This is a genomic window from Pseudomonas sp. JS425, assembly GCF_018223845.1.
GTDB lineage: Bacteria > Pseudomonadota > Gammaproteobacteria > Pseudomonadales > Pseudomonadaceae > Aquipseudomonas > Aquipseudomonas asiatica.
This window is the reverse complement of the sequence record NZ_CP073661.1, coordinates 577,016-600,446: the sequence shown is the minus strand read 5'-3', so window position 1 is coordinate 600,446 and position 23,431 is coordinate 577,016. Positions and strand designations below refer to the sequence as shown.

At 59.6% G+C, this 23,431-nt stretch carries 20 protein-coding genes, 3 tRNA genes and 3 rRNA genes; 9 read left to right on the top strand and 17 right to left on the bottom strand.

Features of this window, described 5'->3' with window-relative positions:
• Positions 1–4: 4 nt before the first annotated feature.
• The 10 genes from KDB76_RS02630 to tyrS all read right to left on the bottom strand — a co-directional run bounded on the left by KDB76_RS02630 (position 5) and on the right by tyrS (position 9,625).
• Positions 5–80 (bottom strand) — tRNA-Thr (locus KDB76_RS02630).
• Between the two features lie 29 nt (positions 81–109).
• Positions 110–183: transfer RNA gene (locus tag KDB76_RS02625), tRNA-Gly, on the bottom strand.
• Between the two features lie 24 nt (positions 184–207).
• A tRNA-Tyr gene (locus KDB76_RS02620) sits at positions 208–291 on the bottom strand.
• 152 nt (positions 292–443) lie between these two features.
• Complete coding sequence (locus KDB76_RS02615) at positions 444–869, bottom strand: hypothetical protein (RefSeq protein WP_023662661.1); 426 nt, start codon at positions 867–869, stop codon at positions 444–446.
• A gap of 7 nt (positions 870–876) precedes the next feature.
• Positions 877–1,626 carry a pantothenate kinase gene (locus KDB76_RS02610; protein ID WP_013970624.1) on the bottom strand — a complete coding sequence of 250 codons (750 nt, stop codon included), beginning with the start codon at positions 1,624–1,626 and terminating at the stop codon, positions 877–879.
• A complete protein-coding gene (gene birA / locus KDB76_RS02605; protein WP_013970623.1) occupies positions 1,616–2,575 on the bottom strand; it encodes a bifunctional biotin--[acetyl-CoA-carboxylase] ligase/biotin operon repressor BirA in 960 nt (319 codons plus the stop codon). Before birA ends, KDB76_RS02610 begins: the two co-directional genes overlap by 11 nt.
• Positions 2,576–2,860: 285 nt before the next feature.
• A 5S ribosomal RNA gene (gene rrf, locus KDB76_RS02600) occupies positions 2,861–2,976 on the bottom strand.
• Positions 2,977–3,107: 131 nt separating this feature from the next.
• Positions 3,108–5,999 (bottom strand): 23S ribosomal RNA (locus KDB76_RS02595).
• A 317-nt stretch (positions 6,000–6,316) separates the two neighbouring features.
• Positions 6,317–7,853 (bottom strand): 16S ribosomal RNA (locus KDB76_RS02590).
• The 16S, 23S and 5S rRNA genes sit together here, the layout of an rRNA operon.
• A 572-nt stretch (positions 7,854–8,425) precedes the next feature.
• The gene (tyrS, locus tag KDB76_RS02585) at positions 8,426–9,625 is read right to left on the bottom strand and encodes a tyrosine--tRNA ligase (RefSeq protein ID WP_013970622.1); all 1,200 of its coding nucleotides are present in this window, start codon (positions 9,623–9,625) and stop codon (positions 8,426–8,428) included.
• Positions 9,626–9,838: 213 nt separating this feature from the next.
• On the opposite strand from tyrS, the gene KDB76_RS02580 reads away from it, so the two are divergent.
• Positions 9,839–11,260 carry a peptidoglycan DD-metalloendopeptidase family protein gene (locus KDB76_RS02580; RefSeq protein ID WP_013970621.1) on the top strand — a complete coding sequence of 474 codons (1,422 nt, stop codon included), beginning with the start codon at positions 9,839–9,841 and terminating at the stop codon, positions 11,258–11,260.
• Between the two features lie 4 nt (positions 11,261–11,264).
• Positions 11,265–12,356 carry an anhydro-N-acetylmuramic acid kinase gene (locus KDB76_RS02575; protein WP_013970620.1) on the top strand — a complete coding sequence of 364 codons (1,092 nt, stop codon included), beginning with the start codon at positions 11,265–11,267 and terminating at the stop codon, positions 12,354–12,356.
• 59 nt (positions 12,357–12,415) lie between these two features.
• Here the strand turns inward: KDB76_RS02575 and erpA are convergent, their stop codons facing one another.
• On the bottom strand, positions 12,416–12,766 hold the full coding sequence (erpA, locus tag KDB76_RS02570; RefSeq protein ID WP_015268740.1) for an iron-sulfur cluster insertion protein ErpA: 351 nt from the start codon (positions 12,764–12,766) through the stop codon (positions 12,416–12,418).
• Between the two features lie 146 nt (positions 12,767–12,912).
• The gene (gene argC / locus KDB76_RS02565; RefSeq protein WP_013970618.1) at positions 12,913–13,947 is read right to left on the bottom strand and encodes an N-acetyl-gamma-glutamyl-phosphate reductase; all 1,035 of its coding nucleotides are present in this window, start codon (positions 13,945–13,947) and stop codon (positions 12,913–12,915) included.
• A gap of 141 nt (positions 13,948–14,088) precedes the next feature.
• Between argC and hemJ the strand changes: the two genes are divergently transcribed.
• From hemJ to KDB76_RS02535, 6 genes are all read left to right on the top strand, one after another.
• Positions 14,089–14,514: a protoporphyrinogen oxidase HemJ gene (gene hemJ / locus KDB76_RS02560; protein ID WP_003258833.1), complete on the top strand. Its 426-nt coding sequence runs from the start codon at positions 14,089–14,091 to the stop codon at positions 14,512–14,514.
• A gap of 28 nt (positions 14,515–14,542) precedes the next feature.
• A complete protein-coding gene (locus tag KDB76_RS02555) occupies positions 14,543–15,499 on the top strand; it encodes a nitronate monooxygenase family protein (RefSeq protein ID WP_013970617.1) in 957 nt (318 codons plus the stop codon).
• Between the two features lie 67 nt (positions 15,500–15,566).
• Complete coding sequence (locus KDB76_RS02550; RefSeq protein ID WP_013970616.1) at positions 15,567–16,349, top strand: SDR family oxidoreductase; 783 nt, start codon at positions 15,567–15,569, stop codon at positions 16,347–16,349.
• Positions 16,350–16,412: 63 nt separating this feature from the next.
• Complete coding sequence (locus tag KDB76_RS02545) at positions 16,413–16,751, top strand: histidine triad nucleotide-binding protein (protein WP_013970615.1); 339 nt, start codon at positions 16,413–16,415, stop codon at positions 16,749–16,751.
• Positions 16,752–16,816: 65 nt separating this feature from the next.
• The gene (gene coq7, locus KDB76_RS02540; RefSeq protein ID WP_003258825.1) at positions 16,817–17,464 is read left to right on the top strand and encodes a 2-polyprenyl-3-methyl-6-methoxy-1,4-benzoquinone monooxygenase; all 648 of its coding nucleotides are present in this window, start codon (positions 16,817–16,819) and stop codon (positions 17,462–17,464) included.
• Positions 17,465–17,474: 10 nt separating this feature from the next.
• Positions 17,475–18,515: a hypothetical protein gene (locus KDB76_RS02535; RefSeq protein ID WP_013970614.1), complete on the top strand. Its 1,041-nt coding sequence runs from the start codon at positions 17,475–17,477 to the stop codon at positions 18,513–18,515.
• Positions 18,516–18,603: 88 nt separating this feature from the next.
• On the opposite strand, the gene KDB76_RS02530 is transcribed toward KDB76_RS02535, so the two are convergent.
• Positions 18,604–19,032: an OsmC family protein gene (locus tag KDB76_RS02530; protein ID WP_013970613.1), complete on the bottom strand. Its 429-nt coding sequence runs from the start codon at positions 19,030–19,032 to the stop codon at positions 18,604–18,606.
• A 191-nt stretch (positions 19,033–19,223) separates the two neighbouring features.
• On the opposite strand from KDB76_RS02530, the gene crp reads away from it, so the two are divergent.
• Positions 19,224–19,868 (top strand): cAMP-activated global transcriptional regulator CRP, encoded by a 645-nt coding sequence (gene crp, locus KDB76_RS02525; RefSeq protein ID WP_012270218.1) that lies wholly within the window; start codon positions 19,224–19,226, stop codon positions 19,866–19,868.
• Here crp and KDB76_RS02520 read toward each other — a convergent pair.
• The 4 genes from KDB76_RS02520 to KDB76_RS02505 all read right to left on the bottom strand — a co-directional run bounded on the left by KDB76_RS02520 (position 19,865) and on the right by KDB76_RS02505 (position 23,218).
• Positions 19,865–20,569: a lipoate--protein ligase family protein gene (locus KDB76_RS02520; protein ID WP_038408597.1), complete on the bottom strand. Its 705-nt coding sequence runs from the start codon at positions 20,567–20,569 to the stop codon at positions 19,865–19,867. The genes crp and KDB76_RS02520 overlap by 4 nt on opposite strands.
• Positions 20,570–20,735: 166 nt before the next feature.
• The gene (trpC, locus tag KDB76_RS02515; protein ID WP_013970610.1) at positions 20,736–21,569 is read right to left on the bottom strand and encodes an indole-3-glycerol phosphate synthase TrpC; all 834 of its coding nucleotides are present in this window, start codon (positions 21,567–21,569) and stop codon (positions 20,736–20,738) included.
• Positions 21,566–22,615, bottom strand: a complete 1,050-nt coding sequence (gene trpD, locus KDB76_RS02510; RefSeq protein ID WP_038408595.1) for an anthranilate phosphoribosyltransferase — start codon at positions 22,613–22,615, stop codon at positions 21,566–21,568. The genes trpC and trpD overlap by 4 nt, the downstream gene beginning before the upstream one ends.
• Positions 22,616–22,624: 9 nt before the next feature.
• Positions 22,625–23,218, bottom strand: coding sequence for an aminodeoxychorismate/anthranilate synthase component II (locus KDB76_RS02505; RefSeq protein ID WP_003259809.1), 594 nt, complete (start codon positions 23,216–23,218; stop codon positions 22,625–22,627).
• Positions 23,219–23,431: the final 213 nt, after the last annotated feature.

The window sequence follows — 23,431 nt, the reverse complement described above, 5'->3', positions numbered from 1 at the left end:
TATATGGAGCTCTTGAGCGGACTTGAACCGCTGACCTCACCCTTACCAAGGGTGTGCTCTACCAACTGAGCTACAAGAGCGAAACACTTTGCGCAAAATCCAGCAAACTTGGAGCGGGTAGCGGGAATCGAACCCGCATCATCAGCTTGGAAGGCTGAGGTTCTACCACTAAACTATACCCGCGGAGCTTGCGGCTCTCGCTAAAACTGGTGGAGGGAGAAGGATTCGAACCTTCGAAGCTCTCGCAACGGATTTACAGTCCGTCCCCTTTGACCGCTCGGGAATCCCTCCAGATGTGGCCGGCATTCTATTTGTCTGCCGTCCCAGTGTCAAGCGTTTTTTCAAATTTTTTCAATCAAATCTGAAACTTAGCTGCTTTGACACTGCTTCCAGTTCTGCCACCTAAGTGGTGTTCCCTGTGAAGCGGGCGCCATTCTATCAAGCTATTCGCCAGTTGCAATACCCTGGCAGAAAATAATTTTGTGTTTTAAGTCTTTGAAATCGTTGGAAAGAGTCGCAAGGACGGTTTGGTCCAGCAAACGCTCGCTTTCCGGGGCAACCTTGAGCCAACGACCGTCCGCCCCTGGCAGCTGCCCCACCACCGGCAGCGTGGCAATATCCAAGCTCACCAAACGCTGACGCAGCGCATCGAGCTGCCCCTGCCCCATCACACCACCGACCACCAGGCACTCGTCCCGCCGCTTGGGCGGTGCCGACACCCCTGTTTCGCGCAACAGGCGGATTTCTTGCTGATTGCCCTTGTACAGCGACAAGGGCGCGACTTCCTTGACCTTCAGCGGGGCTTCCTGCTGGTGCCACACGTAATAGAAGACGTTAAGCACCAGTAACAGCAGAAACAACCAACGCATAGGCACCTCAATCCAATGGGCAGGCCATGGCCAGGCCTACGAAAACCAGGTCAGGCACGACACGCGCCTGGGGGACGGCCTCCTTTACCAGCGGCGCATCGCCACCTGTGAGGAACACCGTGAAATCCTCCCCCCACAATGCACGCGCCTGTTCGAGCTGGGTACGCGCAAAACCCTGAAGCATCAACACGCAACCGCGCTCGACCGCCTCGACCGTCGAGCGTCCCGGCGCCAGGCTGGCCAATGCCCGCTCGGCGGAAGCATCGTCATAACGGATACGCCGGGTGTGCGTACGCAACTGGCTACGCATCAATGGCATCCCCGGGCAGATGTAGCCACCCAGATGCTCGCCATCCGCCGCAACGAAATCCGCTTTTGCAGCGGTCCCCAGATCAATGACCAGGCAGGCGCCCCTGGCCAAGTGAAAGGCCCCCAGCGCCGCCAACCAACGGTCCATGCCCAGGCGCTGGTAATCGTCATAGCCATTGCGCACACCCGCCATTTCCCGGGCCGGGTGCGCCACCCGTGCCTGCACGGCAAACGCCTGGGCAATCAGCGCGCAAAGCGCATCGGTTTCTTCCTCACTGCGCACACTGACAATGCGGCAACCGCTGAGACGCACCGAAGCCAGTGCAGCCACTTCGGCCACCAGCGCCTGATCGGAGTCGACGATACCGCCGCTTTCAATCACTGCATCAGCGACATGGATTACTCGCCATTTGATGAAGCTGTTACCGCAATCGAGCTCAAGAATCATCACGCAACCTCAAACTGAGCTCACCACCACTGAAGCTCTTCTCCACCCCGTCCACCTCAAGGCGCAAGCCGCCCTGCCCGTCGACGCCAAGAACCACGCCATCAATACGCATGCTACCGGCAACCAGAGAAACACTGCGCCCCTGCCAGAGGTGCGCCTGTTCCCATTCTTCCTGGAATGCGGCAAACCCATAGCGACGATGCCGTGCCAATTCGTGCTGCAACTGCTGATTGAGCAACGCTACCAGCCGGTTACGATCGATTGCCGCACCTACTTCGCGACGCATCGAGGTCCACACCTGGTCGACCTGATCGTTGGTCTGCATGTTCACATTGATGCCGATACCCAGCACCACATGACAAACATCTGCAGGGTCGCCCACCAACTCCAGGAGGATACCGGTGATCTTTTGCCCGCGTACGAGGACATCGTTGGGCCATTTGAGCCCCACATCCTTTACCCCAAAAGCCTGCAGGGTACGCATTACTGCCAACCCCACCACCAGGCTCAAGCCCTCGAGCTGGCGCATGCCACCATCTACGCGGAGAACCAGGCTGTAATACAGGTTTTCGGCAAACGGGCTGACCCATTGCCGACCGCGACGACCCCGGCCGGCGCTCTGGCGCTCGGCCAGGACCAGAAATGGAGCGACCTGCCCTTCCCCGGCTAGCCGCAGGCCTTCGGCATTGGTCGAGTCGATGGTTTCGTGGATGAAGACGGGCCAATGCTCGCCTTCGGCAAACTCGGAGATCGCATGTGCATCGAGCAAAGCCAGTGGCGCCGACAGCTGATAGCCGCGCCCACGAACCTTGTGAATACTAAGGTTCAGCTCGCTCTCCAGGTGCTGCAGCTGTTTCCAAACGGCGCTGCGACTTACCCCGAGGGCCGCCCCCAGAGCTTCTCCGGAATGGAACCGACCATCCTTGAGGAGATTCAACAACTTCAGCATGCCAGTCTCGACTTGGAATAAGGCAGGCATGATAGCTATGGGCCGTTGGCTTGCATAGGAAAAGGGCCCGCCGGCAAGGCGATGGGGATCCTGCAGCATACCCTGAAGACCCGCGCCGCACTTATGGGCTTTCGCCGCAAAGCAGGCGACGCGGTGGATGGCACCGGCCTTGCCGGCGTTCGCGGGTGAACCCGCTCCCACAGGGGCGGCGTATGCTTGGGATTTTTTGCACCACAAAGACAAAACCCCTACCTGCATGCGCAGATAGGGGTTTTGCGAAATGAATCTTGACGATGACCTACTCTCACATGGGGAAACCCCACACTACCATCGGCGATGCATCGTTTCACTACTGAGTTCGGGATGGGATCAGGTGGTTCCAATGCTCTATGGTCGTCAAGAAATTCTGTTGCCAGAATGTCCAAATGGACAGCCCAGCGAATCCGGATATGCGATATTTGTGATGTTGCGAACTTTCGGTTGTTTCGTCTTCACCACCGCAATCTGCGCTAGCAAATTGCTTGGGTGTTATATGGTCAAGCCTCACGGGCAATTAGTATTGGTTAGCTCAACGCCTCATAGCGCTTACACACCCAACCTATCAACGTCGTAGTCTTCGACGGCCCTTTAGGGGATTCAAGATCCCAGTGAGATCTCATCTTGAGGCAAGTTTCCCGCTTAGATGCTTTCAGCGGTTATCTCTTCCGAACATAGCTACCCGGCAATGCCACTGGCGTGACAACCGGAACACCAGAGGTTCGTCCACTCCGGTCCTCTCGTACTAGGAGCAGCCCCTCTCAAATCTCAAACGTCCACGGCAGATAGGGACCGAACTGTCTCACGACGTTCTAAACCCAGCTCGCGTACCACTTTAAATGGCGAACAGCCATACCCTTGGGACCGGCTTCAGCCCCAGGATGTGATGAGCCGACATCGAGGTGCCAAACACCGCCGTCGATATGAACTCTTGGGCGGTATCAGCCTGTTATCCCCGGAGTACCTTTTATCCGTTGAGCGATGGCCCTTCCATACAGAACCACCGGATCACTAAGACCTACTTTCGTACCTGCTCGACGTGTTTGTCTCGCAGTCAAGCGCGCTTTTGCCTTTATACTCTACGACCGATTTCCGACCGGTCTGAGCGCACCTTCGTACTCCTCCGTTACTCTTTGGGAGGAGACCGCCCCAGTCAAACTACCCACCATACACTGTCCTCGATCCGGATAACGGACCTGAGTTAGAACCTCAAAGTTGCCAGGGTGGTATTTCAAGGATGGCTCCATGAGAACTGGCGTCCCCACTTCAAAGCCTCCCACCTATCCTACACAAGCAAATTCAAAGTCCAGTGCAAAGCTATAGTAAAGGTTCACGGGGTCTTTCCGTCTAGCCGCGGATACACTGCATCTTCACAGCGATTTCAATTTCACTGAGTCTCGGGTGGAGACAGCGCCGCCATCGTTACGCCATTCGTGCAGGTCGGAACTTACCCGACAAGGAATTTCGCTACCTTAGGACCGTTATAGTTACGGCCGCCGTTTACCGGGGCTTCGATCAAGAGCTTCGCTTGCGCTAACCCCATCAATTAACCTTCCGGCACCGGGCAGGCGTCACACCCTATACGTCCACTTTCGTGTTTGCAGAGTGCTGTGTTTTTAATAAACAGTCGCAGCGGCCTGGTATCTTCGACCGGCATGGGCTTACGGAGCAAGTCCTTCACCCTCGCCGGCGCACCTTCTCCCGAAGTTACGGTGCCATTTTGCCTAGTTCCTTCACCCGAGTTCTCTCAAGCGCCTTGGTATTCTCTACCTAACCACCTGTGTCGGTTTGGGGTACGGTTCCCAGTTATCTGAAGCTTAGGAGCTTTTCTTGGAAGCATGGTATCAACCACTTCGTCGCCTGAAGGCAACTCGTCATCAGCTCTCGGCTTTGAAATCCCGGATTTGCCTAAGATTTCAGCCTACCACCTTAAACCTGGACAACCAACGCCAGGCTGGCCTAACCTTCTCCGTCCCTCCATCGCAATAACTGGAAGTACAGGAATATTAACCTGTTTTCCATCGACTACGCTTTTCAGCCTCGCCTTAGGGACCGACTAACCCTGCGTCGATTAACGTTGCGCAGGAAACCTTGGTCTTTCGGCGTGCGAGTTTTTCACTCGCATTGTCGTTACTCATGTCAGCATTCGCACTTCTGATACCTCCAGCAAGCTTCTCAACTCACCTTCACAGGCTTACAGAACGCTCCTCTACCGCGTCATCAAAGATGACACCCGTAGCTTCGGTGCATGGTTTGAGCCCCGTTACATCTTCCGCGCAGGCCGACTCGACTAGTGAGCTATTACGCTTTCTTTAAAGGGTGGCTGCTTCTAAGCCAACCTCCTAGCTGTCTAAGCCTTCCCACATCGTTTCCCACTTAACCATGACTTTGGGACCTTAGCTGACGGTCTGGGTTGTTTCCCTTTTCACGACGGACGTTAGCACCCGCCGTGTGTCTCCCATGCTCGGCACTTCCAGGTATTCGGAGTTTGCATCGGTTTGGTAAGTCGGGATGACCCCCTAGCCGAAACAGTGCTCTACCCCCTGGAGTGATACATGAGGCGCTACCTAAATAGCTTTCGAGGAGAACCAGCTATCTCCGAGCTTGATTAGCCTTTCACTCCGATCCACAGGTCATCCGCTAACTTTTCAACGGTAGTCGGTTCGGTCCTCCAGTCAGTGTTACCTAACCTTCAACCTGCCCATGGATAGATCGCCCGGTTTCGGGTCTATACCCAGCGACTAAACGCCCTATTAAGACTCGCTTTCGCTACGCCTCCCCTATTCGGTTAAGCTCGCCACTGAATATAAGTCGCTGACCCATTATACAAAAGGTACGCAGTCACCTAACAAAGTAGGCTCCCACTGCTTGTACGCATACGGTTTCAGGTTCTATTTCACTCCCCTCTCCGGGGTTCTTTTCGCCTTTCCCTCACGGTACTGGTTCACTATCGGTCAGTCAGTAGTATTTAGCCTTGGAGGATGGTCCCCCCATATTCAGACAAAGTTTCTCGTGCTCCGTCCTACTCGATTTCATTGACAAGAGATTTTCGTGTACGGGGCTATCACCCACTATGGCCGCACTTTCCAGAGCGTTCCACTAATCTCAAATCAACTTAAGGGCTGGTCCCCGTTCGCTCGCCACTACTAAGGGAATCTCGGTTGATTTCTTTTCCTCAGGGTACTTAGATGTTTCAGTTCCCCTGGTTCGCCTCTTGCACCTATGTATTCAGTACAAGATACTCAGCTTATGCTGAGTGGGTTCCCCCATTCAGAGATCTCTGGATCACAGTCTGTTTGCCGACTCCCCAAAGCTTATCGCAGGCTACCACGTCTTTCATCGCCTCTGACTGCCAAGGCATCCACCGTATGCGCTTCTTCACTTGACCATATAACCCCAAGCAATCTGGTTATACTGTGAAGACGACATTCGCCGAAAATTCGCATGTTGCTCTTTCGAGCAGAACTCACAAATTTTACCTTAGCCTGATTAACCAGCAGTGAAACTGGCCATCAGTCTATATCTATCACATATCCGAATTTTTAAAGAACGATCTGACAAAAGTCAGAAATCAACATTCGAAACGAATGCTCATTTCCAAGTTCTGACCAGGAACAACACAAGATCCATACAGGATCTTGATCGTCTTCAACCATGAATCAAGCAATTCGTGTGGGAGCTCATCAGCAGGCTGATGTCGTCGATTAAGGAGGTGATCCAGCCGCAGGTTCCCCTACGGCTACCTTGTTACGACTTCACCCCAGTCATGAATCACACCGTGGTAACCGTCCTCCCGAAGGTTAGACTAGCTACTTCTGGTGCAACCCACTCCCATGGTGTGACGGGCGGTGTGTACAAGGCCCGGGAACGTATTCACCGCGACATTCTGATTCGCGATTACTAGCGATTCCGACTTCACGCAGTCGAGTTGCAGACTGCGATCCGGACTACGATCGGTTTTGTGAGATTAGCTCCACCTCGCGGCTTGGCAACCCTCTGTACCGACCATTGTAGCACGTGTGTAGCCCAGGCCGTAAGGGCCATGATGACTTGACGTCATCCCCACCTTCCTCCGGTTTGTCACCGGCAGTCTCCTTAGAGTGCCCACCATAACGTGCTGGTAACTAAGGACAAGGGTTGCGCTCGTTACGGGACTTAACCCAACATCTCACGACACGAGCTGACGACAGCCATGCAGCACCTGTGTCAGAGTTCCCGAAGGCACCAATCCATCTCTGGAAAGTTCTCTGCATGTCAAGGCCTGGTAAGGTTCTTCGCGTTGCTTCGAATTAAACCACATGCTCCACCGCTTGTGCGGGCCCCCGTCAATTCATTTGAGTTTTAACCTTGCGGCCGTACTCCCCAGGCGGTCAACTTAATGCGTTAGCTGCGCCACTAAAATCTCAAGGATTCCAACGGCTAGTTGACATCGTTTACGGCGTGGACTACCAGGGTATCTAATCCTGTTTGCTCCCCACGCTTTCGCACCTCAGTGTCAGTATCAGTCCAGGTGGTCGCCTTCGCCACTGGTGTTCCTTCCTATATCTACGCATTTCACCGCTACACAGGAAATTCCACCACCCTCTACCGTACTCTAGCTCGCCAGTTTTGGATGCAGTTCCCAGGTTGAGCCCGGGGCTTTCACATCCAACTTAACGAACCACCTACGCGCGCTTTACGCCCAGTAATTCCGATTAACGCTTGCACCCTCTGTATTACCGCGGCTGCTGGCACAGAGTTAGCCGGTGCTTATTCTGTCGGTAACGTCAAAACAGCAAGGTATTAACTTACTGCCCTTCCTCCCAACTTAAAGTGCTTTACAATCCGAAGACCTTCTTCACACACGCGGCATGGCTGGATCAGGCTTTCGCCCATTGTCCAATATTCCCCACTGCTGCCTCCCGTAGGAGTCTGGACCGTGTCTCAGTTCCAGTGTGACTGATCATCCTCTCAGACCAGTTACGGATCGTCGCCTTGGTGAGCCATTACCTCACCAACTAGCTAATCCGACCTAGGCTCATCTGATAGCGCAAGGCCCGAAGGTCCCCTGCTTTCTCCCGTAGGACGTATGCGGTATTAGCGTTCCTTTCGAAACGTTGTCCCCCACTACCAGGCAGATTCCTAGGCATTACTCACCCGTCCGCCGCTGAATCAAGGAGCAAGCTCCCGTCATCCGCTCGACTTGCATGTGTTAGGCCTGCCGCCAGCGTTCAATCTGAGCCATGATCAAACTCTTCAGTTCAATACTGCTTGGGTTTTTAAGAAACCCTAAACTTGGCTCAGCAATCTCAAATGACTATGTGATTTCTCGCATGGCCACTTGTGATGCTGATAATCTTTGTGACTATCAGTCCGTACTCACAAGCACCCACACGAATTGCTTGATTCGATTTGTTAAAGAGCGTTTGGTTAAGAGCGTTTCGTCTCAACCGAGGCGCGCATTCTACGCTTTCCTCATTTGCTGTCAAGCGTTTATTTTGAAGTTTTTTGCGAGAAACTCGTTTAGCTTCAAACACTTGACTCGCTTCGATCTCTCGTAGCGGGAGGCGAATCATACAGCGTTTAGAAGCGCTGTCAACCATCATCTCAACCGCTGTCGATCATTCGATCGTAGCCCTTTCAACTCTTTCTGAACAATCTAACTTGTTGAATCTCAACAAGTTTTTCGTTCCGATGTCGCTGGAAGTGGGGCGCATTATAAGGGGATTCGAGAGGGCGTCAACCTTTAATTTCAAGAAACTTTCATATCGCCGAAAAGCAAAGCGGGGAGGCCTGTCGGCCTCCCCGCTTCTATATAGCTACACCTGCAGACAATCACTCGGCCTTGAGGGTAACCCGTGCAAATGACTTCTTGCCCGCCTGGCACACATGGGTTGCACCCAGCGCGAAGACGAAGTCACGATCGACCACCGCGCCATCAACCTTGACCGCACCACCACTCAGCAAATCACGCGCCTGAGCCGAGTTCTTCACCAGGCCAGCCCGGTTCAGCACGGCAGCAATTGGCAGGCTTTCAGCCGCAGCGACTTCGACCTCCGGCAGATCTTCCGGCAACTCGCCTTCCTTCATGCGGTTACCCGCGGCACGGTGAGCATTGGCCGCAGCCTCTTCGCCATGGAAGCGTGCAACGATCTCTTCCGCCAGCTTGATCTTGATGTCGCGCGGATTAGCGCCATTGGCGACGTCGGTACGGAACTGCTCGATCTCTTCCATGGAACGGAAGCTCAGCAGCTCGAAGTAGCGCCACATCAGGGTATCCGGGATCGAAACCAATTTGCTGTACATCACCCCCGGCGCTTCCTGGATACCTACATAGTTACCCAGCGACTTGGACATCTTCTTCACGCCGTCGAGCCCTTCGAGCAGCGGCATGGTCACGATGTTCTGCGCCTCCTGGCCATAGGCGCGCTGCAGCTCACGCCCCATCAGCAGGTTGAACTTCTGGTCGGTACCACCCAGCTCGACATCTGCCTTCAGCGCCACCGAGTCATAACCCTGCACCAGCGGGTACAGGAACTCATGGATGGCAATAGGCTGGTTGGTGGTGTAGCGCTTGTCGAAGTCATCGCGCTCGAGCATGCGCGCCACGGTGTACTGCGATGCCAGGCGAATGAAGTCGGCCGGGGTCAGCTTGTCCATCCAGGTGGAGTTGAACGCGACCTCGGTCTTGGCCGGATCGAGGATCTTGAACACCTGCTGCTTGTAGGTCTCGGCGTTTTCCAGCACCTGCTCGCGGGTCAGCGGCGGGCGCGTGGCGCTCTTGCCGCTCGGGTCACCGATCATGCCGGTGAAGTCACCGATCAGGAAGATGACCTGGTGCCCCAGGTCCTGGAACTGGCGCAGCTTGTTGATCAGCACCGTGTGCCCAAGGTGCAGGTCAGGCGCGGTCGGGTCGAAGCCGGCCTTGATGCGCAGAGGCTGGCCGCGCTTGAGCTTCTCCACCAGTTCCGACTCGACCAGTACTTCTTCCGCACCGCGCTTGATAAGCGCCAGCTGCTCTTCAACCGACTTCATAGACAAACCCGCAAGGCTCAGATTCAGGGGGAGCCAACCATACAAGATCGGCCGTCAATTACAAGTTTCGCAAAGGAATGTGACCCGAACACACGCTTGCGGCGTCTACGCGCCCTTGCGTGAAAATGGATTTGGTTATATTTTATACAGTTATTTCATCTTCATCATGTCATTCATCTTTTCCATTTCACCTTTTTCAAAGTCACCTTGCCCATGACCAACGAACCGCCTAAAGCGCCCCCGCTTTATCCGAAAAGCCATCTGTTGGCCGCCAGCGGCATCGCCGCCCTGCTCAGCCTGGCCCTGCTGGTGTTTCCCTCCAGCGAAGTGGAAGCCAAGAAAACCACCCTCAACCTCGAGCTGGAGAGCCCTGCCGAGCAGTTGAAGGACGAATCCCGCGCTGCGCCCCTGGTGCAGGCAGAAGGTGAGCAAGGCTCGCCATTCGCCCAAATCGAAGAGACCACCCCCGAGACCCAGAAGGCCGAGCAGGAAGCCCCTGCCGCCGAACCGGTCGTCGAAGCCGCCAAGCAACCCAGCCACCGCGAAGTCACTGTGGCCCGGGGCGATACCCTGTCCACCCTGTTCGCCAAGGTCGGCCTGCCGAGCAACGCGGTGCACGACCTGCTGGCCAGCAACAAGCAGGCCAAGCAGTTCAGCCAGCTCAAGCACGGCCAGGTGCTGCAGTTCGAGCTCGACAAGGACGGCCAGCTGGCCAGCCTGCACAGCAAGGTCAGCAACCTCGAAACCATTCGCCTGACCAAGACCGACAAGGGCTATACCTTCAACCGCGAGATCAGCAAGCCGGTTGTGCGTACCGCCTACGCCCACGGCGTGATCAAAAGCTCGCTGTCGGCCTCGGCCCAACGTGCCGGCCTGTCCCACAGCATGACCATGGACATGGCTCGCGTGCTGGGTTACGACATCGATTTCGCCCAGGACATTCGCCCGGGCGATGAATTCGACGTGGTCTACGAGCAGAAGGTAATGGACGGCAAGGTCGTCGGCACCGGTAACATCCTGTCCGCGCGCTTCACCAACCGCGGCAAGACCTACACCGCGGTGCGCTATACCAACAAGCAGGGCAACACCAGCTACTACACCGCCGATGGCAACAGCCTGCGCAAGGCCTTCATCCGCACCCCGGTCGACTTCGCCCGCATCAGCTCGCGCTTCTCCGCCGGCCGCAAGCACCCGATCCTGAACAAGATCCGTGCCCACAAAGGCGTCGACTACGCCGCCCCACGCGGCACTCCAATCAAGGCAGCCGGTGACGGCCGCATCGAGCTGGCCGGGCGCCGCGGTGGTTACGGCAACACCGTGATCATCCAGCACGGCAACCGCTACAAGACGCTGTACGGCCACATGCAGGGCTTTGCCAAGGGCATCAAGACCGGCGGCTCGGTCAAGCAGGGCCAGATCATCGGCTACATCGGCACCACCGGCCTGTCCACCGGTCCGCACCTGCACTACGAGTTCCAGGTCAATGGCGTGCACGTCGACCCGCTGAGCCAGAAGGTGCCGATGGCCGACCCGATCGCCAGGAACGAGCGCCAGCGTTTCCTGCAGCAGAGCCAACCCCTGATCGCCCGCATGGATCAGGAAAAGGCCACCCTGCTCGCAGCGAACAAGCGCTAAGCCCATGGGGCTCTACCTGGGGGTGATGTCCGGCACCAGCCTCGATGGCCTGGACATTGCCTTGATCGAACAAGGCGAGCAGCTCCAACTGCTCGCCACCCACTACCTGCCCATGCCCGGCGACCTGCGCCAGGAACTGCTGGGCCTTTGCAGCAGCGGCCCTGACGAGATCGCCCGCGCTGCACTGGCGGAAAACCGCTGGGCCAGCCTGGCAGGCGAAGGCATCCGCGAGCTGCTGACCAGGCAAGGGCTGCAGGCCGGAGCCATCCGCGCCATCGGCAGCCACGGCCAGACCATCCGACACGAACCTGCACGCGGCTTTACCGTGCAGATCGGCAACCCGGCGCTGCTGGCCGAGCTTACCGGCATCAGCGTAGTCGCCGACTTCCGCCGGCGCGATGTGGCCGCCGGTGGCCAAGGTGCGCCACTGGTGCCGGCCTTCCATGAAACCCTGTTCAGCCACCTGGGCCAGCGCCTGGCAATTCTCAACGTGGGCGGCTTCAGCAACCTCAGCCTGATCGAACACGACAAGCCAGTCCACGGCTTCGACTGCGGCCCGGGCAACGTGCTGCTGGATGCCTGGATCGAACGCAAGCGCGGCCAGGCCTACGATGCGGATGGGGCTTGGGCTGCCTCGGGCTTGGTGCGAGCCGACTTGCTCAGCGCACTGCTGGCCGACCCGTTCTTCGCCGGAATCGGCCCGAAGAGCACCGGACGCGAAGTATTCAACCTGTCCTGGCTGGAAGGTCACCTGGCCCGCCTGCCTGCTTACCGCGACGAGGACGTACAGGCAACTTTGCTGGAACTGACCGCACGCAGCATCATCGACTCGTTGAGCAACGCCCAGCAAGGCACCGAAGCGCTGCTGGTCTGCGGTGGCGGTGCGCGCAACGGCGCCCTGATGGCACGCCTTGGCCAGTTGCTGCCCGACGCCCGTGTCGCCAGCACCGGCGCCCATGGCGTGGACCCGGACTGGGTCGAAGCCATGGCCTTCGCCTGGCTGGCCCACTGCTGCCTGGAAGGCATCGCTGCCAATCGCCCTAGCGTGACAGCGGCCAAGGGCCTGCGCGTACTCGGCGCAATCTACCCGGCCTGAACCTTACGCCAGAAAGCAAAACGCCGCGCAATTGCGCGGCGTCTTCGTATGGCCAGGCCTCAGATCGAGAACGAGGAGCCGCAGCCACAGGTGGTGGCAGCGTTCGGGTTCTTGATCACGAAGCGCGAGCCTTCCAGACCTTCCTGGTAATCCACTTCGGCGCCGGCGAGGTACTGGAAGCTCATTGGGTCGACCACAAGGGAAACACCTTCGCGCTCGACGATGGTGTCGTCTTCGGCCACGTCCTCATCGAAGGTGAAGCCATACTGGAAGCCCGAGCAGCCACCACCGGTGACGAACACGCGCAGCTTCAGACGATCGTTGCCTTCCTCGGAAACCAGGTTCTTCACCTTTTGCGCAGCGCCGTGGGTGAATTCCAAAGCGGTAGGGGTGAAGGTTTCGACGCTCATGTTGATTCTCCCGGCGTGGTAGCCGCCATAAAACTCGATGACGCGCATTATCCGCTTTCCCGAGAAAATCGGTCAAGAATTGTGCGGCTTTAGTCGCGACCTACAAAAAGGCCCGCACGACGCGGGCCTTTTCGAATGCTGGCGGCTTACGGCAGCAGGCCGGCGTGTGACAAGCCCATGCGCTCGTCCAGGCCGAACAGGATGTTGAGGTTCTGCACTGCCTGGCCGGACGCGCCCTTGACCAGGTTGTCGATCACCGACAGCACCACCACCAGGTCACCACCTTGCGGGCGATGAACGGCAATGCGGCAGACGTTGGCACCGCGCACACTGCGGGTTTCCGGATGGCTGCCAGCCGGCATCACGTCGACGAACGGTTCGTTGGCGTAACGCTTCTCGAACAGCGCCTGCAGGTCGACCGAAGTGTCGGCGACGGTAGCGTACAGGGTGGCGTGGATGCCACGGATCATTGGCGTCAGGTGCGGCACGAAAGTCAGGCCGATATCCTTGCCAGCGGCCAGGCGAAGACCTTGGCTGATTTCCGGCAGGTGGCGATGACCCTTCACTGCATAGGCTTTCATGCTTTCGCCGGCTTCGCAGAACAGCGAGCCCACCGCCGCACCGCGGCCAGCGCCGCTGACACCCGACTTGCAGTCGGCGATCAGGCGCGACGGGTCGGCCAGGCCAGCTTCCAGCAGCGGCAGGAAGCCCAGTTGGGTAGCAGTCGGGTAGCAACCCGGCACAGCGATCAGGCGCGCCTGGCGAATCTTCTCGCGGTTGACTTCAGGCAGGCCGTATACCGCGTCCTTGAGCAGCTCTGGCGCACCGTGCGGCTGGCCGTACCACTTGCCCCACTCGGCGGCGTCCTGCAGGCGGAAGTCGGCCGACAGGTCGATCACCTTGGTACCTGCCGCCAGCAGTTCGCCAGCCAGGGCGTGGGCAACACCGTGCGGGGTGGCGAAAAACACCACGTCGCAGGCGGCCAGGGTCTTGCTGTCCGGCACGCTGAACGCCAGACCGTCATAGTGGCCGCGCAGGTTCGGGTACATGTCCGCCACTGCAACGCCCGCCTCGGAGCGCGAAGTGATGACCGCCACTTCGGCCTGTGGATGCTGTGCCAGCAGACGCAACAGTTCGACGCCGGTGTAACCCGTGCCGCCGACGATACCGACCTTGATCATAACGCTTGCCCCTTATCAACGAGCCGTCTGGAAAGCGCACGATAATAGGGGCGCAAGGCGCCTGTAACAACTCTTCGGGTGACCCTTCGGGCGCTTGACCACTACTATCTGACGACCGTGAATACCTGAAGGAACTCCCCCATGCTTTACCTATGGATCAAAGCGCTGCATATCGTCAGCGTGGTCTGCTGGTTCGCCGGCCTGTTCTACCTGCCGCGGCTGTTCGTCTACCACGCCCAAAGCCAGGACAGCATCAGCCAGGAACGCTTCGTGACCATGGAGCGCAAGCTGTTTCGCGGCATCATGAACCCGGCGATGATCGCCACCTACGTATTCGGCGCGTGGATGCTCTATCTCACGCCCGGCTGGCTCAGCCAGGGCTGGCTGCATGCCAAGCTGACCCTGGTCATCCTGCTGACCGTCTACCATCACATGTGCGGCGCCCAGCGCAAGCGCTTCGCCAGCGGCAGCAACACCCGCAGCCATGTCTACTATCGCTGGTTCAACGAAGTACCCGTATTGTTCCTGCTGGGTATCGTAATTCTGGTGGTGGTCAAACCGTTTTGACATAGCCACCCGCTCAAGGAGCCTTGCCATGTCGCTACCTGCCTCCCTCGAACAACGCCTGCGCCTGCCCGTGGTTGCCGCACCGATGTTCCTGATCTCCAACCCCAGGCTGGTACTGGCCTGCTGTTCCAACGGCGTGGTCGGCAGCTTCCCGGCCCTGAACCAGCGCGACAGTGCCGGCTTCAAGGCCTGGCTGGAGGAAATCGAGGCAGGCCTGGCACTGTTGCAGGCGCCAGCACCCTATGCCGTCAACCTGATCGTCCACCCGACCAACCCGCGCCTGCAGGCCGACCTGGCCTTGTGCGTGGAGCATCGCGTACCGATCGTCATCACCAGCCTCGGCGCGGTGAAGGAAGTGGTCGATGCCGTACATGGCTACGGCGGCCTGGTGTTCCACGATGTCACCACCCGCCGCCATGCCGAGAAAGCCGCCGAAGCCGGCGTCGATGGCCTGATCGCCGTCGCTGCGGGCGCAGGCGGCCATGCTGGCACCTGGAGCCCGTTCGCCCTGGCCGCAGAGATTCGCCAGTTCTTCGACAAGACCCTGCTGCTGGCCGGCTGCCTCAACCACGGCCACGAGATCCTCGCCGCGCAAATGCTGGGTGCGGACCTTGCGTACATGGGCACCCGCTTCATCGCCACCGCAGAAAGCCAGGCCCCGGGCGCCTACAAGCAGATGCTGCTCGATTCCCATGCCGCCGACATCATCCACACCCCAGCGGTGTCCGGCGTCCCTGCCAGCTTCCTGCGCCCGAGCCTGGAGCAAGCTGGCTACGACATGGATAACCTCAAGGGCGGCCACGAGCAAGGCAAGCTCAAGCCGATCGACGATGAAGCCAAGGCCTGGAAGACCGTGTGGTCGGCGGGCCAGGGGGTCGGCGGTATCGACGACCTGCCCAGTGCCAGCGCGCTCATCGGACGGCTGCATGACGAGTACCGGGACGCTCTGGAGCGCTGCCAGGCCCTGCGCGACCGTACCTTGTAGCAAAAGGCAACACCTTGACTGGCCAAGCTGTACACTAGGCGCCCTCTTCAGCCCCCAGGAGCCTTGCATGACCCGTTACGCCATGATCACTGGTGCTTCCAGCGGCCTGGGCCTCGCCCTGGCGGAAGCCCTGGCGCGGCGCGGGCGCAACCTGATCCTGGTGGCTCGCCAGCGTGAAACGCTGGAGCCGGTGGCCATCGAACTGACCCAACGCTTCGGTGTCGAGGTGCTATTCCGCGCCTGCGATCTGAGCCAACCGTTACGCCTGTCAGGCTTCGTGCTTGAACTGGAGGAAGGCGAGCGACGTATAGACCTGCTGGTCAATTGTGCCGGCCTGCGCACCTACGGGCCATTCCTGGCCCATGAGTGGGCGGACGAGCAGGACTTGCTGGAAGTCAACGTGCTGGCCCTGAGCCGCCTGTGCCACGCCATCGGTAACCTGATGGCCGTGCAGGGCGGCGGACAGATCCTCAATGTCGCGGGCCTGGCAGGGGTGGCGCCTGGCCCGTGGATGGCCGCCTATGCCGCTAGCAAGGCCTATGTACTGAGCTTCTCCCAGGCCTTGCGTGAAGAACTCAAGCGCACCGGCATCAAGGTTTCGGTACTGTGCCCAGGCCCGGTGCACTCCTCGCGCCGGCGCATTCCGCGGCTGGATGGCAAGCCACGCTGCCTCAGCCCTGAGGAAGTTGCGCTGTACACGGTACGCGCGCTGGACAAGAACCGCGCGCTGATCATGCCCGGCCGGCGCAACCGCTGGCTGGCGTTCGCCCCGCGTCTGCTGCCGCGCTGGCTGGTGCGCAAGCTGGCCGGTGCCATCCACCGCCGCTATTGCCCGGTTGGTATGGAATAGCTACTGGGCGAGCGGCGCCCGGCTGAGTACACTCGGCCCGACCCTCACCATGGAGCAAGTGCTGTGGACGATTTATTCATTAAGATCATCAACCGGGAAATCCCGGCGAAGATCATCTACGAGGACGACCAGGTTCTGGCGTTCCACGATATCGCCCCCCAGGCGCCCGTGCATTTTCTGGTCATCCCGAAAAAGCACATCCGCACTCTCAATGACTTGACCGAGGAAGACAAAGGCCTGGCTGGTCACATCTTGTTCACCGCCCAGCGCCTGGCCAAGGAACTTGGCTGCGAAGAAGGCTTCCGCGTAGTCATGAACTGCAACGAGCAAGGCGGCCAGACCGTCTACCACATCCACATGCACGTGCTTGGCCAGCGCCAGATGCACTGGCCACCGGGCTGATCCACGGCAAGCGACCCTGCCACTATTGCGGTAAACTGTCGGGCACATTCTTGCGGAGGTGCCCGATGGCTACCGAACGTCACTACTCGCCGCTCGACCGCTTGTTGCTGCAGGCCGATACCGCCATGCGCACCTTGCTGCCCTTCAGCGGCCAACCCGCCCGCCCATCGCCGGCCATCGTCCAGCCGGACGTCGACCTTGACGAACAGCAGGCCCGCCATGTTGCCGGGCTGATGCGTATCAACCACACCGGTGAAGTGTGCGCCCAGGCGCTGTACCAGGGCCAGGCCCTGACCGCCAAGCTGCCCGAAGTGCGCAAGGCCATGGAACATGCCGCCGAGGAAGAAGTGGACCACCTGGCCTGGTGCGAACAGCGCATTCGCCAGCTGAACAGCCACCCCAGCGTGCTCAACCCGTTGTTCTACGGCATGTCGTTCGGTATCGGTGCACTCGCCGGGCTGGTCAGCGACAAGGTCAGCCTGGGCTTTGTCGCCGCCACCGAGCATCAGGTGTGCAAGCACCTCGACGAGCACCTGGAGCAGATTCCGCAGGAAGACGAAAAGTCCCGGGCCATCCTCGAACAGATGCGCGTCGACGAGGAACAGCACGCCGAGTCTGCACTGGAAGCCGGCGGTTATCGCTTCCCTGCCCCGGTTCGCTTTGGCATGAGCCTGTTGGCCAAAGTCATGACCAAGAGCACCTACCGTATCTGAAGGCATCACCATGACGGACCGTTTCGACGCCAAGGACCTGGCGCGCGCCGTGCAAGCCGGCATTCTCCAGCCGGGCCAGGACCAGGCCCTGCTGGCATTCTTGCGCCAGCGACCAGCACAGCGTGGCAGCTTCCAGCTGGCCCATGTCGCGTTCTACTTCGGCGCCATGCTGATCATGGCAGCCATGGGCTGGTTGCTCACCGAAGCCTGGATGCGCATCGGCGACTGGGCGCTACTGCTCATCGCCAGCCTCTATATTCTGCTGCTCACACTGTTCGCCGTTAACCTGCAACGGCGCGTACAGCCCGTCGCGGCCGGGGTGCTGGCGGCGGTGGCGGTCAGCATCGTGCCGTTGGCGGTGTTCGCCATCGAACGGCTGGCCGGCTGGTGGCCAATGGATGATGCGCAGGCGAACTATCACCAGTACTACACCTACGTGCAGGGCGGCTGGCTGGCAATGGAAGCAGCCACGGTACTTGCCGGGCTGTTGATGCTGAGGCTGATCCCCTACCCGTTTATCGTCATGCCGATTGCCGTCGCCCTGTGGTTCATGTCGATGGACTTGAGCGAATGGTTTTTCGGCTCGCCATTCAGCTGGGAACAGCGCCGCGAGGTTTCGCTGTGGTTCGGTCTGGGCTTGCTGGTGCTTTTTGTTGGTGTGGACGGCCGCACCCGCGAAGACTATGCCCACTGGGGCTACCTGGCCGGGCTGGCGGCATTCTGGGGCGGGCTGACGCTGGTGGACAGCGGCAGCGAGCTGGGCAAGGCCCTGTACTGCCTGATCAATATTGCCTTGATGGGAATGGCGGTGCTGTTGCGCCGGCCGGTGTTCATGGTGTTCGGGGCGTTGGGTGTGGCGGCTTACCTGGGGTACCTGTCGTACGAGGTGTTTGCCGACTCGCTGCTGTTCCCGGTGGTGGTGACCCTGATCGGGCTGGGGGTTATCGGGCTGGGGCTGGTTTACCAGAAGCGGCGGGAGCGGTTGAGCCGGGTGATGCGCGATTGTTTGCCGGGATGGGTGCGGGCTGCGCTGCCGGCGCTTCGCAGCTGAAATTGCCAGGGCCGCTCCTACAGGTGGTACGCGATCCCTTGTAGGAGCGGCCTTGTGTCGCGATGGGGCGCAAAGCGGCCCCAAAATGTCAGCCTTGACCCAGCTCTACAATCTCGTACCCGTGGCTAATCTCAACCCCGGCACGCTCGAGCATGATCGAAGCCGAGCAATACTTCTCCGCCGACAGCTCTACCGCACGCTTGACCTGGGCCTCCTTCAGCCCACGCCCCTTCACCACGAAGTTCATGTGGATCTTGGTAAACACCTTCGGGTCTTCGCTGGCACGCTCGGCCTCCAGGAACGCCTCGCAGCTTTCCACCGCCTGGCGCGACTTCTTCAGAATGCTGACCACGTCAAAGCTGCTGCAGCCACCCAGGCCCAGCAACAGCATCTCCATCGGGCGCACGCCCAGGTTACGGCCACCGGCCTCGGGCGGGCCGTCCATCACGACGACATGGCCGCTCCCCGATTCGCCGAGGAACATCGCCTCACCGGCCCACTGGATACGTGCCTTCATCTACCCGGACTCCTGATTTACGAAAAAGGGTGTCAGCTTAGACCTTGTACGGCTGTGGGAAAAGTACGAGTCATATCGGTTTAGTACCGAAACATCCGGTAGTGTCTGATAAGCTGGCGCCAAATGACTGGCGCACTTCGCCAGCCAACCTTTATAAAAAGCCTATGCGTCATGTCGAACAGGATTTCGTGATGGTTGCTTCCGCCCTACCCGCCAAGATCAAGAACATCGACAAGCTGCTGGTGCACTGCCAGCGCCGTCGCTATACCGCCAAAAGCAACATCATCTGCGCCGGCGACCGGGCCGAGACACTGTCGTTCATCATCAAGGGTTCGGTCACCATCCTCATCGAGGACGATGACGGCCATGAAATGATCATCGCCTACCTCAACAATGGCGACTTCTTCGGCGAGCTGGGCCTGTTCGAACCAGTCGAAGGTGAACAGCAGCGCAGTGCCTGGGTGCGCGCCAAGACCGAATGCGAAGTGGCCGAAATCAGTTATGAGAAATTTCGCGAACTGGCGCGCCAGGACCCGGAAATCCTTTATGCCTTGGGCAGCCAGATGGCCCAGCGCCTGCGCAACACCACGCGCAAGGTCGGCGACCTGGCGTTCTTCGACGTTACCGGGCGTGTCGCCCGCTGCCTGCTGGAACTGTGCAAGCAACCCGACGCCATGACCCACCCCGATGGCATGCAGATCAAGATCACTCGTCAGGAAATCGGCCGCATCGTCGGTTGCTCGCGGGAAATGGTCGGCCGCGTCCTCAAGGACCTTGAAGAACGCAGCCTGGTGCAGGTCAAAGGCAAGACCATGGTGGTCTACGGTACCCGCTAGTCCCTGGGCAGGTTGGCCAGCACCTTGGCATAGGCCTGCGACAGCCGCTCGAACCATGGGGCCGCAGGCGCCACTTCGTGCAGGGCGATGTGCGCATCGGCGCGGCAGCGCTGCTCCAGCTCGCAGCACTCGTTGAAGCGGTTGACCGCAGCCACCATCGAATCACGCTCGTTGTCCAGCAGCAGCGCACCGTGCACCAGCACCACCGGGCGCTTTCCACCCAGCCCCTGGCGCCAGCGCTGGGCGGTGCCCACCAGTTTGCGGCCATTGAGGTTGACGTTGTAGCGGCCATCGCAGAAGGCGCCGTCGATTTCGCCCACCGACGCCACCCCGCCCCACTCGCGCAGCACCTCACACAGCGGCAGGCAGAGGCGCTCGTAGGCGTTTTCGATACGGCCGTGGTCGCCTTCGCTGCGGGGGGCAACATAGACCAGGGCTACGTTCACCGTGGAGTGTGACTGCGGCACCGGTTCGCCGCCGGTTTCGCGCAGCAGCACCGGCCAGCCGGCAATCGCCAGCTCCGCGCAGGCGGCTTCGAAGTTTTCCAGACGGCTCATGCGCCGGGGCATGACCAGGGCGTGGTCGGTCGGGCGCCAGAACAGCACGCCACTGTCGCACTCCCCGCGGCAGACGGCGGCCAGCAATTCCTGTTCGGCGTGCAGGCCTTGTTCTACGGTCAGGGCCAGGGGTTGATCGGTCATTGATCCACCTATGTGTTTTTTTTACCGGCCTCTTCGCGGGCTCGCCCGCTCCCACAGGAATTCCACAGATGCCAAAGCCGGTGATCATCCTGTGGGAGCGGGCGAGCCCGCGAAGGGGCCATTACAGACATACAAAAAAGCCGGCAATAACGCCGGCTTCATTCGGTCAGTCCAATTGCTGAACAGTCTTCTTCACCTGTTCCGGGAAGAACAACCGCTGCAATTCAAGCCCTGGCTGCTCGGCGCGCATGAATGCCTCACCTACCAGGAACGAGTAGACCTCATTGATCGCCATCAGCTCCACATCGGCCCGGTTCAAGATGCCGCTCTCGGTAACCGCCAGGCGATCACGCGGAATACGCGGCAGCAGGTCGAGGGTGGTTTCCAGGCTGACCTCGAAGGTGTGCAGATTGCGGTTGTTCACCCCCACCAGCGGTGTATCCAGGGTTTTCAACGCGCGCTCCAGTTCATCGCCATCGTGCACTTCCACCAGCACGTCGAGGCCAACATCCTTGGCCGTGGCCGCCAGTTCGGCCATCTTCACGTCATCCAGCGCCGACACGATCAGCAGCACACAGTCCGCGCCCAAGGCCCGGGCCTCGACAATCTGGTACGGATCGACCATGAAGTCCTTGCGGATCACCGGCAGCGACACCGCCGCGCGGGCCTGCTGCAGGTACTCGTCGGCGCCCTGGAAGTAATCCACATCGGTCAGCACCGACAGGCAGGTCGCCCCGCCCTTCTCGTAGCTGACGGCGATTTCCGCCGGCACGAAATTCTCGCGAATCACGCCCTTGCTCGGCGAGGCCTTCTTGATTTCGGCAATCACCGCCGGCTGCTTGCGCGCGGCTTGCTCGATCAGGGCCTTGGCAAAGCCACGCGGGGCGTCGGCAGCCTTGGCCAGGGCCTCCAGTTCGGCGAGGCTGACGCGCGCGCTGCGCTCGGCCACTTCCTGAAACTTGCGGGCAATGATCCTTTCCAGCACCGTCGGCACACTCATGCTTCGTTCTCCACCTTGAATACTGCAGTAAAGGCACCCAGCTCCTGCAGCTTCTCCCAGGCCAGCCCGGTGTGCAGAACGTCGTGGGCCAGTTCCACACCGGCTTTCAGGCTCATGGCATGGTCAGCGGCATACAGCGCCGCGCCCGCATTGAGCACGATCATCTCGGCGGCCTTCTGGCCGTTTTCGGTCTTGCGTCGGCCCAGCGCATCGCGGATCAGCTCCAGCGACGCCTGCGGGTTCTCGACGGCCAGGCCGTGCAGGCTCTGGCTCTTCATGCCGAGGTCTTCCGGCTCTACCCAGTATTCGGTGATTTCGCCATTTTTCAGTTCGGCGACGAAGGTCGGCGCAGCCAGGCTGAACTCGTCCAGGCCGTCTTTCGAGTGCACCACCAGCACGTGCTTGCTGCCCAGGCGCTGCAGTACTTCAACCAACGGGCGGCACAGGGTCTGGGCGAATACCCCGACCACCTGGTGCTTCACCCCGGCCGGATTCGTAAGCGGGCCGAGCATGTTGAACAGGGTGCGCAGCCCCAGGTCGCGACGCGGGCCGGCAGCGTGCTTCATGGCCGAATGATGGCTTTGCGCGAACATGAAGCCGATGCCCAGGCTATCGATGCAGCGGGCCACCTGGGTGGGCGTCAGGTTCAGGTAGATACCGGCGGCCTCCAGCAGGTCGGCACTGCCGCTCTTGCCTGATACCGCGCGGTTGCCATGCTTGGCCACGGTGCAACCTGCCGCCGCCAGTACGAACGACGAGGCGGTGGACACGTTGAAGATGTTGGCGCCATCACCGCCGGTACCGACGATATCGACCACGCCATCGAGGCTCTGCAGTTCGACCTTGTCGGCCAGCTCGCGCATCACCGACACCGCACCGACGATCTCGTCGATGCTTTCGCTCTTCATGCGCATGCCCATCAGGAAGGCGCCGATCTGCGCTTCGCTGCACTGGCCGGTCATGATCTGGCGCATGACGTCGCGCATTTCTTCGGTTGAAAGGTCCAGCTGGCCGACGATACGGCTCAACGCACTCTTGATATCCATGTTCGATCCTTAGCGGCGGCCGCCGGTCTGCTTGAGGAAGTTGGCGAACAGTTCGTGGCCCTGTTCGGTCAGGATCGACTCGGGGTGGAACTGCACCCCTTCGATATTCAGCGTCTTGTGGCGCAAGCCCATGATCTCGTCGACCGAACCGTCAGCATGGGCTGTCCAGGCGGTCACTTCCAGGCACTCGGGCAAGGTTTCGCGCTTTACCACCAGCGAGTGGTAACGGGTAACGGTCAACGGGTTGTTGAGGCCGGCGAACACGCCCAGGTCACGGTGATGTACCGGGCTGGTCTTGCCGTGCATCACCTGGCGGGCACGTACCACATCACCACCAAAAGCCTGGCCGATGGACTGGTGGCCCAGGCATACACCGAGAATCGGCAGCTTGCCGGCAAAATGCAGGATGGCCTCGATGGACACGCCCGCCTCACTCGGCGTGCACGGGCCTGGAGATACGACGATGCGCTCGGGGTTGAGGGCTTCGATCTGGGCGATGGTCATTTCGTCATTGCGAATGACCTTTACCTCGGCACCCAGCTCGCCAAGGTACTGAACGACGTTGTAAGTGAATGAGTCGTAATTGTCGATCATCAGCAGCATTTTAAGCTTAACCTCTTGAATTTACTGTCTTTTTATTGAATGACCCTGCTCTGATACCCGCACAAATACCCGCTTTTTACTTTGCTGCAAAGGTTTTTTGGGGTAGGTGGCCGACAGCCGAGGAAACAGGAACGAACAAAGGACGGACCGGCGGTGCCGGCAAGGAGAAAGTCAGGTGCGCCAACGCCAACGGGCGAGGGACTTGATGACGCG